Origin of the sequence: Brevundimonas sp. Bb-A (genome assembly GCF_009394735.1) — a bacterium.
In the GTDB taxonomy this organism is placed as follows: Bacteria; Pseudomonadota; Alphaproteobacteria; order Caulobacterales; family Caulobacteraceae; genus Brevundimonas; species Brevundimonas aurantiaca.
The window spans coordinates 1,021,018-1,035,629 of sequence record NZ_CP045456.1 but is presented as its reverse complement, the minus strand read 5'-3'; the positions used below and the strand labels follow the sequence as shown (position 1 = coordinate 1,035,629).

The following is a 14,612-nucleotide window of genomic DNA, read 5'->3' as shown; positions in this document are numbered from 1 at the left end:
GACCGATCTGGAAAAGTGTTAGGCCGCCACGCGGCGAACGGCGTCGACCAGTTTCACCGGGTCGAAGGGTTTGACGATCCAGCCGGTCGCGCCGGCGGCGCGGGCGCGGGCCTTCTTCTCGGCGTCGCTCTCGGTCGTCAGCACCAGCACCGGGGTGGTGCGGTGGTTCGGATCGGCGCGCACGCCTTCGATGACGCCGAAACCGTCCATGCGGGGCATGTTGATGTCGGTGATGATGACGTCGGCGCCCTGGGCGGCGAGCGTCTCCAGGCCGTCCACGCCGTCTACGGCTTGGATGACGACATAGCCGGCGTCTTCCAGGGCCATCAGCAGCATGTCCCGCATGGTGCGGGAATCGTCGATGGTCAGAACGGTCTTGCTCACGCGAGCGCTCCTTCAGTGAGGTCTGGTGCGTTGGTTTCGGACGCGCCGAAGGCGGCCCATTGTTCAGCGAAAGACGTCGATTGGGGCGTGATCATCAGATCGACCCCGTCGGCCGCCCAGGTCTTGCGGGCGGAGAGAAGGACTTGGAGACAAAGACCGCCCAGGCGTTCGACGCCGCTCGCATCCACCGTTACGGCCTGGCCGCGCTTGGCCAACAGTTCGGCCTTCAGCGGCTCGGCTGCGTTCATGTCCAGGACCGATGCGAGACTTATGACCTCAGCCATTGGTGTTTCCTTGTTTCAGCCCCGTCCGCTTCGTCTCACGCGGTTGGTAAATATCGCTTGAAGAACGGAGCATTTTAGAACTCTTCCCAGCCGTCTTCGGCGGGAGCGGCCTGTTGGGCGGGCGCGGCGCCGCCGCGGCCCAGGGTCTTGAGGGCCTGGACCATTCGATGGGCCGGCTTGGCCGGTGCGGAAGACGCAGGCGCGGGCGCAGGGGCGCGGGCGGGGGCGGCGGCGACCTGGGCCGCTGAGCCGACCTTGAACCGGGCCACCGAGGCCTGGAGCGACTGGGCCTCCTGGGCCAGAGAGTGGCTGGCGGCGGTCGATTGTTCGACCATGGCGGCGTTCTGTTGCGTGACCTGGTCCATCTGGTTGACGGCCGTATTGACCTCGGCCAGGCCAATGGCCTGTTCCTGGGCCGAGGCGGCGATTTCCGACACCAGACCGTCGATCTCGGCCACACGGTCGACGATCCGCTGCAGGGCCTCGCCGGTCTGGCCGACCAGTTTCACCCCCGAACCGACCTGGGTGCTGGAGGTCGAGATCAGGGTCTTGATCTCCTTGGCGGCCTCCGCCGACCGCTGGGCCAGGGCGCGGACCTCGGAGGCCACCACCGCAAAGCCGCGACCGGCCTCGCCCGCCCGGGCCGCCTCGACCCCGGCGTTCAGGGCCAGGAGGTTGGTCTGGAAGGCGATCTCGTCGATGACGCCGATGATCTGGCTGATCTGTTCGGAGGAGCCTTCGATGGCCTGCATGGCCTGGACGGCGTCGCGAACGATGACGCCCGAGGTCTCGGCGTCGCCCTTGGCGGCCTGGACCACGTCCGAGGCCTGGCGCGCGCCCGACGCCGTCTTGTTCACCGTGGCGGTGATCTCGTCCAGAGCCGCCGCCGTCTCCTCCAGCCCCGCAGCCTGCTGTTCGGTGCGGCGCGACAGGTCGTCGGCGGCCTGAGAAATCTCTCCGGCGCCCGAGCGGATGCCGGCGATATTGGCCACCACCACCGAGACCGCCTGTTGCAGCTGGGCGATGGCGGCGTTGAAGTCGGACTTCAGTTGGGCGGCCTTGGGCGCGAACTCGGTGTCGATCCGATAGGTCAGGTCGCCGTCCGCCATGGCCGCCAGACCCCGGCCCAGGGCCTCGATCGTCACCCGGTCGGCCTCGGCCTCCGCCGCCTTCTCGGCCTCGCGGGCGGCCCGCTCCTGCTCGCTCATCGAGCGCTGCGAAAGCGCCTCCGCCGCCAGACGCGCCTTCTCAATGGCCGCGTCGCGGAAGGCGACGATGGCCTGAGCCATCTTGCCGAACTCATCCTTGCGGTCGGCGCCCTGGACCTGGATAGCGGTGTCGCCCGCCATCAGCTTCTGCATATAGCCGATCATGGTGAAGGTCGGCCGCACGATCGAACGGGTGGCGACCAGACCTGCAGCCAGGGCCATCAGCAGGGCGCAGACCATGCCCACGATCACGGCCATGAGGGCGGCCTGGGCCGCCTCGGCCTGAGCCTTGCGGGTCGCCTCGCGGGCGGCCTCGTTCTCAGCCCTCAGGACGTCGATCGCTTCTTCAACTGGAGCGATGAACTGGTCGGCGACGCCGGTTTGACCGACCATCCGGCTGGCCTCGGCGATCCGCCCCTCGGCGACCATCGCCTTACCGACCTGGACGATGTTGGCGTACCAGCCGTCAGCGGCCTTGATGGCCTCGTCGACGGGCGCGGCGCGATCGGCGGGCAGTTTTGCCCGCACCTCCTCCAGCGCTTCCTTGAACTTGGCGCGGTGCAGATCCAGCCGTTCGGCGTAATAGGGGTCCTGCGACAGCAGATAGCCGCGATAGGAGTTTTCCTGCTTTGACAGGCGGAACTCGGCGACGGCGAGCACTTGATTGATCTCACCTTCTAGGTTGCGAGCGTGGTCGGCGCGCTGCAAGGCCAGAAGGTTCGTCACCACCACCACGCCCATGACGGCGATGGCGGCCAGGACCACGCCGAAAGCCACGGCGAGCTTCCGTCCGACGGACATGTTCTCAATAAAACGCAACCCAAACTCCTACGGTCTTCGTCGATCTGAGCGCGCCGCCACGGCCGAAACGGCCCTTTGCGGCGCGTCAGCCGCCCCTCTGCGATGAACCCGCATCTGTCCGACCAAGGATGGAAGGATGATTAATACGATTTCTGAACTGCGGCTTAGGTAGGAATGCGTAGCGAAGGTTGGCGCGGGCTGAGGGGCGGCGCCATCCGGCGCAGCGAACGCGGCGGATCTCCTGAATCGCATCGGACGAAGTGCGCTCGATAGTCGCGAGGCGTGTGAAAAGACGACGATATCGCTTCCCAGCCACGCCATTGTCGTTGTAGTAAATTGGTCAGAAAAGCGGCGACGGTGAAGTCCAGATGATTTCGCAACGGCGAGATCCAACATGACAGGGGCGCGAGCGGACGCCTTTACTGAGTTGTTGAAGCGGGTCATCGGAAAATCCGCGAACGCATCTCCGAAGAACGCCGTTCTGCTCGCTTGCGTCTGCGTCCCGCTGGCGGTTACGACGAGCGTGGCTCTTCGCGACGTCGATCACGTGCACTACCTGCCGCTGTTCGGAGCCGTCATGGCGACCGCCCTGGTCGGCAGCCGCACCGCGACCCTCTTCGTCATCGGCGTCTCCATCGCCGCCGATCTGGCGATGAAGGGGCGAAGCGACCTCTTCGATGCGGCGGTCGGCGCCGGCCTCTTCATCGCCGTATCCCTGCTGTTGGCCGAAGTCGGTCATCGGCTGACCAGCCGGACCGCCCTGTTGCACAGCATACTGACCTCGGTGCCCGTGGTGACGCTGGACGACGAGGGGCGTATTCGCCGCATCACCGGCCCGGCGGCCGATCTGCTGGGCGTGGCGCCCGAGGATGCTCATGAACGCCCTTTCAGCCTGTTCGCGCCGGACTTCGGCGAGGACATCCTGGCGAGTTTCGTCAAGGACGCCCCCCTGGCCGCCCCGCCCTCCGGCTATTGGCTGGTGAGACGTCCCAACGGCGAGATCGTGCCGGTGATCATCCACGGCGGGCTGCTGGCGCACAGCATGGCCTCCGAGCGGGTGGTCCTGTCCCTGGCGGACCAGCGTCCGAGCCTGGCCGTCAACGATCGCATGCGCGACCTGATGGACCAGCTCAGCAAGAGCTGGCGGCTCAATTCCATGGGTGAGATGGCGGCTATCCTGGCGCATGAGCTGAACCAGCCCCTGACGGCCGCCACCGTCTATCTCCATGCGTGCCAAACCGACATCGCGCGCGCCGGACCGATCGGCGACAGCGCGGGCCGCGCCCTCGACCTGGCCAAGACCCAGCTTCTGCGCGCGGGGGACATCATCCGGCGCATGCGCGAACTGATCGCGACCGGGGCGTCCCAGCTGACGGAAGAGCGGGTCTCCTCCATGGTGGACGACCTGCGCCCCCTCTTCGATTTGATCCGGCAGGAAACCGGTATCGCCGTCCGCATCGACGTCGATACGACCGGGGATCGGGTCTTGGCCGACCGAATCCAGTTTCAGCAGGCCATCACCAATCTGGTGCGCAACGCCGTCGACGCCGTCGGCGACCATCCCGGTGCGGTCGTATCGCTCACGGGCCGCAGCCTGGCCGATGAGGGCTATGAGATCCGGATCGAGGACAACGGCCCCGGCATCGCCGAGGATCAGATGGACCGGATCTTCCAACCGATGATGACCACCAAGGCCGGCGGCATGGGCCTGGGCCTGTCCGTCACCCGCTCCATCATAGAGAGCCACGACGCCGCCCTGGCCGTAGGCCGCAGCGCCCTGGGCGGCGCCGCCTTCTCCTTTCGCCTCACGCCTGTCACGGAGCTCGAAGCCGCATGACCGACCATTCCGTCTTCGTCATCGACGACGATCAAGCCATGCGCGATTCCTTGCTCATGCTCCTGCGGGGCGAGGGCATCCGCGCGCGGGGTTTCGCCAGCGCGATGCAGTTTCTGGAACAGCTGCCGGACGACAAGTCCGCCTGCGTCATCACCGACCTGCGGATGCCCCAGATTGAAGGCTCCGAACTGATCCAGCGGCTCAAGGCGCTGAAGGGCGAGGCCTGGCCCGTTATCGTCATCACCGGCCACGCCGACGTGCCCCTGGCCGTCCAGCTGATGAAGGCCGGGGTCGTGGACTTCATCGAAAAGCCCTTCGATCCCAACCGCATCCTGGAGGCGGTGCGCGGCTGTCTGTCGGCCTTGGCGCGCCAGGGCGTCGAGAGCGAGGCGCGCGAACAGACCGCCGCCCGGCTGGCCAGCCTGACGCCGCGCGAGCGCCAGGTGTTCGACGCCCTGATCGACGGCAAGTCGAACAAGGAGATCGCCCTGGCCCTGGACATCAGCCCCCGCACGGTCGAGATCTTCCGCGCCAAGGTGATGCAGAAGATGCAGGCCCAGAGCCTGTCCATGCTGGTGCGGCTGGGGCTCAGCGTGGCCGACGCCTGACGCCCGCCCCTTCTGGGCTCAAAAGACTCACTTGAGCCCGGGCGCGATCGTCGCCACCTTGTCCTGTCATGAGTGACCGGTCCGCAGGCCTGCCCCCATCGCGCGTCACTGCGGTCCTGGGGCCCACCAACACCGGCAAGACCCATCTGGCGGTCGAGCGGATGCTGGGTCACGCCTCAGGCATGATCGGCCTGCCCCTGCGGCTCCTGGCGCGCGAAATCTATGAGCGGATCGTCAAACAGCGCGGGGCCGCCGCCGTCGCCCTGATCACGGGCGAGGAGAAGATCGTCCCGGCCCGCCCCCTCTATTTCGTCTGCACGGTCGAAGCCATGCCGTTGGAGCGGTCGGTCGAGTTTCTGGCCATCGACGAAATCCAGCTGGTTGCGGACCCTGAACGCGGCCACGTCTTCACCCAGCGGCTGCTGCACGCCCGCGGCCGGTTCGAGACCATGTTCCTGGGCGCCGGGACCATGGAGCCCCTGATCCGTCGCCTGATCCCGGATGTGGAGATCGTGACCCGGGATCGGCTGTCCACCCTGTCCTACGCCGGCTCCAAGAAGCTGACCCGCCTGCCCCGCCGCAGCGCCATCGTCGCCTTCTCCACCGAGCGGGTCTACGCCATCGCCGAACTGATCCGGCGTCAGAGGGGCGGGGCGGCCGTGGTCATGGGCTCGCTCAGCCCGCGCACCCGCAACGCCCAGGTGGCCCTGTACCAGTCGGGCGAGGTCGACTTCCTGGTCGCCACCGACGCCATCGGCATGGGGCTGAACATGGACGTGGACCATGTCGCCTTTGCGGGGCTGAGAAAGTTCGACGGTCGCCGCACCCGCTGGCTGCACGCCCATGAGATCGGCCAGATCGCCGGGCGGGCCGGCCGCCATCTGCGCGACGGAACCTTCGGCGTCACGGCCGAGGCCGAGGATCTGGACGTGGATCTGGTCGAACAGGTGGTCGAGCATCGGTTCGATCCGATCGAGGCGGCCGAATGGCGAAACGCCCGACTGGACTTCGACACCCTGCCCGACCTTCTGCGGTCCCTGACGGTGACGCCGGGCCGCGCGGGGCTCAGCCTGACGGCCGAGGCCCTGGACGAGACCTTGCTGCGCCGCCTGATCAAGGATGAGGAGGTCGCCCGGATCGGCCGCTCGCGCGGGGCGGTGATGCGGCTGTGGGAGGCCTGCCAGCTGCCCGACTTCCAGAAGACGACCCTGGACGAGCACGCCCGCCTGGCCAAGGACGTCTTCCAGGCCCTGACCGGCAAGCGGGGGCGGTTGACCGACGACTGGATGGCGCCGCGCTTCGCCTTCGTGGACCGCGACGACGGCCAGATCGACCAGCTGTCGGCCCGGCTCTCGGCGGTGCGGACCCTGTCCTATATCGCCAACCGCCCCGACTGGGTCCATGACGCCCAGGGCTGGCGCGACAGGACCCGCGCCCTGGAGGACCGTTTGTCGGACGTGCTGCACGAACGGCTGACGGCCCGCTTCGTCGATCGACGCACCACGGCCCTGATGCGGGCGCTGAACGTCCGGGAGGATGCGTTTGCGGGCGTCGCCGAGGACGGCGAGGTCACGGTGGAGGGCCAGGTGGTGGGTCAGCTCGAGGGCGTCCGCTTCCAGATGGAAAAGGGCGCCTCGGCCCTGGAGGACCGCACCCTGCGCCAGGCGGCGGTGCGGGCCGTCACGCCGGAGATCAATCGCCGTCTGGGGCAGTTGGCGTCCGAGACCGACGAGGGTTTCGCCGTCACGCCGGACGGGGCGGTGCTGTGGCGCGGGGTGTTGACCGCCCAGATTCAGGCGACGCCGACCGGGGCCGATCCCTTTTCGCCGTCGGTGCGCCTGTTGGGCGACCTGGGGGCGACGCCGGCCCGCGAACGCGCCCGTCGACGGATCGAGGCCTGGCTGGCGTCCGAGGCGGGTCGGGCGCTGCGCGATCTGCGGCGGCTGAAACAGGCGGTCGAATCCGGCGCGCTGAAGGGCCTGCCGCGCGGCCTCGCCTTCCGCCTGATCGAGGCCGGCGGGCTGATCGACCGGCGCGACGTGGATCGGGATCTGGCGGCGCTGAGCCAGGTGGAGCGCCGCACCCTGAAAAGCTTCGCCATCCGCGTCGGCGTCCATTCGGTCTGGCTGCCGGGCCTGCAAAAGCCCCGCGCCCGCCATTTCGCCCAGGCCTTCGTCACGGCCCCGCTGATCCCCGCCAGCCCCGACCTGATCCCCGCCCCGGTCGAGCCCCCCTCCCCGCGCCTCTTGTCGGCCTCGGGTCTGCGCCACGCCGGTCGGTGGCTGGCGCCGGTGGAGGCCCTGGAGAAGATGGCGGAGCTGCGGGCCGTCGGGCACGGGCGGCTGTCGGACGAGGCGCTGACCGATCTGGGGTGGAGCGCCGATCAGGCGAAACAGGTCATCGCCGCCCTGAAAACCGAACGCGCGCGCCTGCCCGACAAGCCGGGCGCCGCGCCTAGGATCGTCAAGGATTCGCCCTTCGCCGCCCTGGCCGCCCTGACCGAGGCGCGGACGGCCAGACCCAAGCGGCGGCGTCCGCGCCGAAAGGCCGCCTCTTGAGGCCCTGTCCTTTCGTCATCCTCCGGCGAAGCGAAGCGGAGACCGGGGGACCCAGCGGCGCGCGCGAGCGCGAACCTGTCGCGGACAAGGCGCTGTGGACATTATGCGGCGGACACATCGCCTTCGGCGCCGCTGGGTCCCCCGGTCTGCGCCGCAAGCGGCTTGCCGGAGGATGACGAAAGGGATGAAGACCGACGCCTGTCGCATCGACGTCTGGCTTTGGCGGGCGCGCTTCGTGAAGACGCGAGGCCTGGCCGCCGCCCTTGTCGAGCGGGGCGCGGTGCGGCTGACCCATCAGGGGCGCGAGACACGGCTGGACAAGCCCAGCCGCTGCGTCCACCCCGGCGACCTCCTGACCTTCGTCCAGAACGGCGAGGTCACGACCCTGAGGATCGAGGCCCTGGGCGAGCGGCGCGGGCCCGCCGAAGAGGCCCGCGCCCTTTACAACCGCCTTACGACTTGATCACGAACTCGCCTTCGATGTGCAGCTTCACCTCGTCGGATACGGCCGGCAGGGCGTAGTTGATGCCGAAGTCCGAGCGTTTGATGGTGGCCTCGCCGTCGAAGCCGGCCTTATAGGCGCCCATGACGGTTCCGGCCGCATTGAACTCAACCTCGATCGTCACCGGCTTGGTCACGCCGCGCAGGGTCAGGTCGCCGACCACCGTCGCCTCGTTCGGATCGGACGGATCGACCGTCACCGAGCGCGAGACGAAGGTCGCCGTCGGATGGTTGGCGGTGTCGAAGAAGTCGGCCGTTTGAAGATGGGCCTTCAGCCGGTCGTCATTGGGCGCCACGTCGGTCAGCGGGACGGTGGCGGTCAGGGTCGAGGCGGAGGGGTTGGCCGGGTCCAGCTTCAACTCGGCCTTCACGTTCACGAACTGGCCCGTATAGGTCGACAGGCCGAAGTGGCTGACCGACCAGGTGATCTTGCCGTGGCTGGACTCCAGCGCATAGTCGCCGGCGCGGACCTCGGCCGGGTTCTGGGTCAGGGCGGCCTGGGCCACGACGGCGCCGCCGGCGGCGAGGCTGAGGGCCAAGGCGCCGGCCACGGCGTATTTGGCGAAGGCGTATTTCATCAGGGGAGCGCGCATGGTCATGTTCCGGTAGGGGTTGATATGTAATCTACACAGTTGCGGTTAAGCCCGGCCTTTGTCAAGCGGTCGTCCGGGCCCGCGAACGCCTCTCAGATTAAGCCCTGCTGTTGACAGTTGGTTGCGCGGTCGCCATGTCGCAGACCTCCCGCTCGCAATCGTGATCTCTTCGCCGCCCAATGACCTACATCGTCACCGACGCCTGTGTGAAATGTAAGTTCATGGACTGCGTCGAGGTCTGTCCCGTGGACTGCTTCTACGAGGGCGAGAACTTCCTGGTCATCGCCCCGGACGAATGCATCGACTGCGGCGTCTGCGAGCCGGAATGCCCCGTCGACGCCATCGTGCCGGACACTGAGGACGAGCCCGACGGCAAATGGCTTCAGGTCAACGCCGAATACGCCAAGGTCTGGCCCAACATCACCGTCAAGGGCACGCCTCCCGCCGACCGCGAACAGTATGAGCGCGAGACCGGCAAGTTCGAGAAATACTTCAGCCCCAAGCCGGGCAAGGGCTCCTGAACCGGGGCGGCCGACGCAGGGCCGCGCGTTCAAACCTTCGCGATATTCCGCGTCCTCTGTGTGGACGTTTTGAAATTCCGCAAATTTGTGATAGGTTCTGTTTCATTGGATCGGGCGGTCCGCGAAACCTTCGCGCCGCCCGTGTTTGCGACAGAATCCCGCCCATAGACGGGATCGGCCAGAGGTTTGGTGATCCGTTTCCGCATCTGACGTCCGCATTTCATCGACCGACGGAAGCTTCCGGCGGCGAGACTGCGTTGCGTTTGATGCGCCTTCGCTTCGCCCGGCCCTGACCGGGAAAGGACGAATATGACGAGCAAGACTGGTCTGGAGTTCAAGGTTGGCGACGCGGTCGTCTATCCGGCGCACGGCGTCGGCAAGGTGGCGGCCATCGAGACTCAGGAAGTCGCGGGCATGTCGCTGGAAGTCTATGTCGTGACCTTCGACCACGAGAAGATGACCCTGCGCGTCCCGACCAAGAAGGCGGCCACCGCCGGTCTGCGTTCGCTGGCCGCCGACGACGTCGTGACCAAGGCTCTGACCACCCTGAAGGGCCGCGCCCGCATCAAGCGCACCATGTGGTCGCGCCGCGCCCAGGAATACGAGGCCAAGATCAACTCGGGCGACCTGATCTCCATCGCCGAGGTGGTCCGCGACCTGCACCGCGCCGACACCCAGCCGGAACAGTCCTATTCCGAGCGCCAGCTCTATGAATCGGCTCTGGACCGGATGGCCCGCGAAGTCGCCGCCGCCAACAAGATTGACAAGGACGCCGCCGTCGAGCTGCTGGCCAAGTCGCTCAGCGCCAAAAAGCCGGTCCCGACCGCCGAAGCCGCCTAGAGCCTGATCTGTTGAAGTGGAATCGCTTCGCGATTCCGCTGAAGCCGTGAATCAGGCTCCAGATTAAAGCGAGAGCATGATTCACGCTTCTGTCGGAACCGCGAAGCGGTTCCGTCCGAAACGATCATGCTCTAAGCGTCCGCATCGGAACGACGAAAAGGCCCCGGAGCGATCCGGGGCCTTTTTGTTTTGACCGACGTCAAGGCGGGGCGCGGCGTCATCCGCTCAGATGGCCGGCGACAAGGAGCCGACCATGACCGACGCCGCCCCGCTGGGGTTTCACCACATCCGCCTGGAGCTGGCGCGCGAACCCCAGCACCCCGACGGCGACCATGACATGGGCTATGACATACTGGCGCCCCTGACGGCCGAGCGCCGGCTGGACGCCGCCGTCTGGCGCGAGGCGCCGGAGAAATGCCGGGTGCGCCGCTTCTCGCACGGGGCTACCCTGGCCTTCGGGCGGCTGCGCCATGCGGCGCCGGACCGCTGGTTCCTCGATTTCGAACCCGGAGAGGCCGACGACGCCCACGGCTTCCGCCTGGCCGACGAAACGATCCAGACCGGCGAATACCTCAGCCTTTCGACCGGCGACCAGACCCACACCTATGTGGTGGCGCGGGCCGAGCCGGTCTGAGCGTCAGAAATATTCGGCGTTGGCCGGGCACTGGGCGCTGATGCGCCGCGCGGTGATGCTGGCCGGAATATAGGGGGTGCCGCGCAGCAGCTGGGCGCCGCCGCGGAAGCTGAAGCTGGTGTCCTCATAGGTTCCGTTCAGCCGGACCTGAATCCGCCGCCCCTTCTTGTCCTGGCACGTCCCCTCGAACCGGGCGCGGCCGTCGCCGACCACCCGGGTCGGATAGGTGCAGCGCCAGCGGTTGGTCGACAGGCCGCCGAAGAAGCGGTTGATCTCGCTGGGACGGACGCATTTCTGATGGGTCTCGTTCTGGCCCAGGGCGCTGGTGGTGTATTCCCAATAGCCCGGCAGCACTTCCGACTGGGCTGGAGTCTGGGCCGGAGTCTGGGCGGGCGCCATGGCCGGAGCGGCCAGCATCAGGGCGCCGGCGGCGACGGGCGCCAGGGCGGCCAGCAGTTTAAGAGACGGACGGGACATGGCGGCCTTCTGTTCAGCGGAAGTCTTCATGATATGGCGTATAGAGCGCGTCATTTGAATGACGGCTGAACGAGGCTGTTCCCCGCCGTCCAGCCGCAGGCTTGGATTTCGGCCGCCGCCGGCGCGCCTGGCCTCGGCGTTCAAGACTCGGCTTGACGCCCGACCGCCTCTTCCCTTATACGGCCCCCTCTCGCGCGGGCTGGTTCCCGCGCGCAACTGTTTCATGCGTCCCCTCCCACGCTTCGGGCCGGACGCCGCACCTTAAGGATCTGACGATGTCGCGTCGTTGCGAACTCACCGGTATCGGCCCGATGGTCGGCCACAGCGTGAGCCACTCGAACATCAAGACCAAGCGCCGCTTCCTGCCGTCGCTGAAGACGGTCAAGGTCACCTCGGACGCCCTGGGTCAGACCTTCTCGCTGCGTATCTCCAACGCCGCTCTGCGCACCCTGGACTACAAGGGCGGCCTGGACGCCTTCATCGTCAAGGCCCGCGACGAGCAGCTGTCGATCGCCGCACAGCGCATCAAGCGCCAGGTCCGCGCCAAGCTGGCCGAACAGGCCGCCGCCTAAGTCGGGCGACGCATCATGATCTGGAAAGGGCCGGCGGCGACGCCGGCCTTTTTCTTTGCGCGCCTTCCAAGCCCGGATTAAGCCTGACGGGCAACTGGAGGGGAATCCGCATGACTGTCGCCCGCGCCCTGGCCGCCTCGGCCGCCGCCCTTGGTCTTTCGGTTTCGGGCCTGTCGGCTTTGACCGTCGCGCCGTCGATCGCCCAGGCCCAGGAGGCGCAGGCGGCGACGCCGGTGCGCGATTCGACTCCCTACACCCTGGCGACCGACCAGCCCCTGACCGTCGAACAGCAGGCCATGCGGTTCGACACGGCCGATCTGTCGATCAAGGTCATCCCCCAGGACAAGACCATCGACGCCGTCGCCGTTCTGGGCTTCACCGCCAAGGCGCCGCTGGAGCGGCTGGTGGTCGATCTGGATACGCTGCTGCCCATCTCTTCGGTCCAGATCGACGGGGTCGAACTGGCCGCAGACCGCTGGTCCAACCCCGAGGGGCGGCTGACGGTCGAACTGCCCCAGACCCTGGCCGCGGGCGGGTCGGTCGTCCTGCGGGTCGCCTATGCCGGACAGCCGCGCGTCGCCCCGCGCGCGCCCTGGGACGGCGGCTTCGTCTGGTCCACGGCCCCTTCGGGCGAACCCTGGATCGCCACGGCCGTCCAGGGCGAGGGCTGCGACATCTTCTGGCCCTGTATCGACAGCCCGCACGGCGAGCCCGGCCGGGTCGATCTGCACATCACCGTCCCGTCCGAACTGTCGGCCCCGTCAAACGGCCGCTTCCTGGGCAAGGTCGATCACGGCGACGGCTGGACCACCTGGAACTGGTCGGCCAAGAGCCCCAACACCTACGCCATCGCCCTGAACGTCGGCCCCTACGAGGAGGTCAGCGGCCAGTATCAGAGCCGGTTCGGCAATACGATCCCGCTGCACTACTGGCATCTGAAGTCGGACGCGCCCGAGAAGGTTCAGGCCCTGTTCGCCGAATTCCCCCAGATGCTGGACTTCTTCGAAGCCAACGTCGGCCCCTTCCCCTTCGGCGACGAGAAGATGGGCGTGGTCGAGACCCCGCACCTGGGCATGGAGCACCAGACCATCAACGCCTACGGCAACGGCTACAAGATCGACGGCCGGGGCTATGACTGGCTGTTGCAGCACGAATTCGCCCACGAATGGTTCGGCAACCAGCTGACCAACGCCAACGCCGACGACATGTGGCTGCATGAGGGACTGGGCAGCTATATGCAGCCGCTGTACGCCCGCTGGCTGCTGGGCGACCGCTACATGCAGCGCGAACTGGCCAATCAGCGCGAGGGGCTGGTCAATAAATACCCCGTGGTGTCCGGCACGCCCAAGACTGAGGACGAGGTCTATAAGGGCGACGTGGGTCCCGGCGGCGACATCTATTCCAAGGGTTCGCTGATCGCCCATTCGCTGCGGATGCTGATCGGCGACGACGCCTTCCATCGGTCCCTGACGCGGCTGGTCTATGGGACCGACGATCCTCGCCCCGGCGCCTTTACGCCCCTGTACCGTTCGACCCAGGACTATCTGCAGATCGTCAATGCGGTGACGGGCGAAGACTATGGCTGGTTCTTCCGCGGCTATCTGTACAACGCCGCCCTGCCGGTCCTGACCCAGACCCGGCGTGACGGCCGGCTGAGCCTGCAATGGACCACCGGCGACGGCGGCGTCTTCCCCATGCCGGTCGAGGTCGAGATCGACGGCCGCGTTCGGACCGTGGCCATGACGGGCGGCCGGGGCGAGATCGCGGTCCCGGCCGGCGCCCATGTCCTGATCGACCCGCAGAACAAGGTGCTGCGCCAGATGGACGTCATCGACCGGCTTCAGGCCTATACGGCCGAGCAGAGGGCGGCGGCCAAGCCCTAGAGTGTGATGGCGTCCTAAGCCGCCTCCACCGTCACCGACTGGCGCACCATCCGGCAGCGCTCCTGGGTGGTCAGAAAGGCGATGTCGGCGGCGTCGCGGCCGCAGGCGATCCGCACCAGCCCCTCGACCGGGGCCAGGCCCGTCGGATCGACCAGCCACCAGCCCCCGTCCAGCCAGACCTCGAAGATCGCGTGGAAATCGGGCGGGTTCAGCTGATGGGCGAAGGCGCTGACGGCGCGGGCCGGAACGCCCGAGGCCCGGCAAAAGGTCATGCCCAGATGGGTGAAGTCGCGGCACACGCCCGCCCGATCAATGAAGGTGCGGGCCGCCGTCGTCTCGGTGTCCGAGACCCCGTGCTCATAGTCGATGTTCTCGGCGATCCAGTTCAGAATGGCCAGAACCCGCGCCCCGCCCGCCGTCTCGCCGAACTGGCGCGTCACGAACCGGCCGAACTGGTCGGACGGGCAATAGCGGCTGGGCTGAAGATAGGGCAGGACCTCGGCCGGCAGATCGCCCCAGTCGTGCTGCGAGACGCTGGGCGGCAGCCCTTTCAACACCCCATTGTCGACCACCGCCTCATAGACCAGGCTGACCTCGCCCTGGACGTGGCAGCGCAGGGTCCGGGCGCCGAAATCGACGTCCTCGTCTTCCTGGAACTGGACCGGCGGATCGAAGGTCAGTCGCTCCTCCAGGATTTCCTGGCCGGGCCAGTGGGCGACCTGGATCTTGTAGATGGCGTCCGTGGGCGGATCAAAGCTGTAAACGAGCTCGGCGCGAACGCGCAATTTCATGGGGTCTGACCGGTGGAAGGGAATGGGGCTAACGCCATGCGACTGCGGCCGTTCCATGTCCAGCCCCTCCAGACTGTACGCCGCCGTACACGGAAGGCTTAAATAGACAAGCCTCGCCAA

General features: G+C 67.3%; 15 protein-coding genes. 9 read left to right on the top strand and 6 right to left on the bottom strand.

Annotated elements, in window-relative coordinates; translation table 11 throughout:
• Positions 1 to 18: 18 nt before the first annotated feature.
• The 3 genes from BSP_RS05150 to BSP_RS05140 all read right to left on the bottom strand — a co-directional run bounded on the left by BSP_RS05150 (position 19) and on the right by BSP_RS05140 (position 2,677).
• Positions 19 to 384, bottom strand: coding sequence for a response regulator (locus BSP_RS05150; protein ID WP_054764756.1), 366 nt, complete (start codon positions 382 to 384; stop codon positions 19 to 21).
• Entirely contained in the window at positions 381 to 668 is a 288-nt protein-coding gene (locus tag BSP_RS05145; RefSeq protein WP_054764755.1) for an STAS domain-containing protein, read from the bottom strand. The genes BSP_RS05150 and BSP_RS05145 overlap by 4 nt, the downstream gene beginning before the upstream one ends.
• Positions 669 to 742: 74 nt before the next feature.
• Positions 743 to 2,677, bottom strand: a complete 1,935-nt coding sequence (locus BSP_RS05140) for a methyl-accepting chemotaxis protein (RefSeq protein WP_152951054.1) — start codon at positions 2,675 to 2,677, stop codon at positions 743 to 745.
• Positions 2,678 to 3,200: 523 nt separating this feature from the next.
• Between BSP_RS05140 and BSP_RS05135 the strand changes: the two genes are divergently transcribed.
• The 4 genes from BSP_RS05135 (at position 3,201) to BSP_RS05120 (ending at position 8,143) form a co-directional block, all read left to right on the top strand.
• Positions 3,201 to 4,514 carry a sensor histidine kinase gene (locus BSP_RS05135; protein ID WP_227976046.1) on the top strand — a complete coding sequence of 438 codons (1,314 nt, stop codon included), beginning with the start codon at positions 3,201 to 3,203 and terminating at the stop codon, positions 4,512 to 4,514.
• The gene (gene fixJ / locus BSP_RS05130) at positions 4,511 to 5,122 is read left to right on the top strand and encodes a response regulator FixJ (protein ID WP_054764753.1); all 612 of its coding nucleotides are present in this window, start codon (positions 4,511 to 4,513) and stop codon (positions 5,120 to 5,122) included. The genes BSP_RS05135 and fixJ overlap by 4 nt, the downstream gene beginning before the upstream one ends.
• A gap of 68 nt (positions 5,123 to 5,190) precedes the next feature.
• Entirely contained in the window at positions 5,191 to 7,680 is a 2,490-nt protein-coding gene (locus tag BSP_RS05125) for a helicase-related protein (RefSeq protein ID WP_152949521.1), read from the top strand.
• A 184-nt stretch (positions 7,681 to 7,864) separates the two neighbouring features.
• Positions 7,865 to 8,143, top strand: a complete 279-nt coding sequence (locus BSP_RS05120; RefSeq protein WP_152949520.1) for an RNA-binding S4 domain-containing protein — start codon at positions 7,865 to 7,867, stop codon at positions 8,141 to 8,143.
• Here the strand turns inward: BSP_RS05120 and BSP_RS05115 are convergent.
• Positions 8,133 to 8,774, bottom strand: coding sequence for a YceI family protein (locus BSP_RS05115; protein WP_224761248.1), 642 nt, complete (start codon positions 8,772 to 8,774; stop codon positions 8,133 to 8,135). The two genes, BSP_RS05120 and BSP_RS05115, sit on opposite strands and share 11 nt — an antisense overlap.
• 179 nt (positions 8,775 to 8,953) lie before the next feature.
• On the opposite strand from BSP_RS05115, the gene fdxA reads away from it, so the two are divergent.
• The 3 genes from fdxA (at position 8,954) to BSP_RS05100 (ending at position 10,769) form a co-directional block, all read left to right on the top strand.
• Entirely contained in the window at positions 8,954 to 9,295 is a 342-nt protein-coding gene (gene fdxA, locus BSP_RS05110; protein WP_054764750.1) for a ferredoxin FdxA, read from the top strand.
• A gap of 309 nt (positions 9,296 to 9,604) precedes the next feature.
• Positions 9,605 to 10,135, top strand: coding sequence for a CarD family transcriptional regulator (locus tag BSP_RS05105; protein WP_054764749.1), 531 nt, complete (start codon positions 9,605 to 9,607; stop codon positions 10,133 to 10,135).
• A gap of 253 nt (positions 10,136 to 10,388) precedes the next feature.
• On the top strand, positions 10,389 to 10,769 hold the full coding sequence (locus BSP_RS05100; protein ID WP_227976045.1) for a hypothetical protein: 381 nt from the start codon (positions 10,389 to 10,391) through the stop codon (positions 10,767 to 10,769).
• Between the two features lie 3 nt (positions 10,770 to 10,772).
• On the opposite strand, the gene BSP_RS05095 is transcribed toward BSP_RS05100, so the two are convergent.
• Complete coding sequence (locus BSP_RS05095; RefSeq protein ID WP_224762282.1) at positions 10,773 to 11,246, bottom strand: DUF3617 family protein; 474 nt, start codon at positions 11,244 to 11,246, stop codon at positions 10,773 to 10,775.
• A gap of 275 nt (positions 11,247 to 11,521) precedes the next feature.
• On the opposite strand from BSP_RS05095, the gene rpmB reads away from it, so the two are divergent.
• Together rpmB and BSP_RS05085 are read left to right on the top strand one after the other, a co-directional pair.
• Complete coding sequence (rpmB, locus tag BSP_RS05090; RefSeq protein ID WP_054764747.1) at positions 11,522 to 11,818, top strand: 50S ribosomal protein L28; 297 nt, start codon at positions 11,522 to 11,524, stop codon at positions 11,816 to 11,818.
• A 110-nt stretch (positions 11,819 to 11,928) separates the two neighbouring features.
• Positions 11,929 to 13,701 carry a M1 family metallopeptidase gene (locus BSP_RS05085; RefSeq protein ID WP_152949517.1) on the top strand — a complete coding sequence of 591 codons (1,773 nt, stop codon included), beginning with the start codon at positions 11,929 to 11,931 and terminating at the stop codon, positions 13,699 to 13,701.
• A 14-nt stretch (positions 13,702 to 13,715) separates the two neighbouring features.
• Here the strand turns inward: BSP_RS05085 and BSP_RS05080 are convergent, their stop codons facing one another.
• Positions 13,716 to 14,492, bottom strand: coding sequence for a transglutaminase family protein (locus tag BSP_RS05080; protein ID WP_054764745.1), 777 nt, complete (start codon positions 14,490 to 14,492; stop codon positions 13,716 to 13,718).
• Between the last annotated feature and the right edge of the window lie 120 nt (positions 14,493 to 14,612).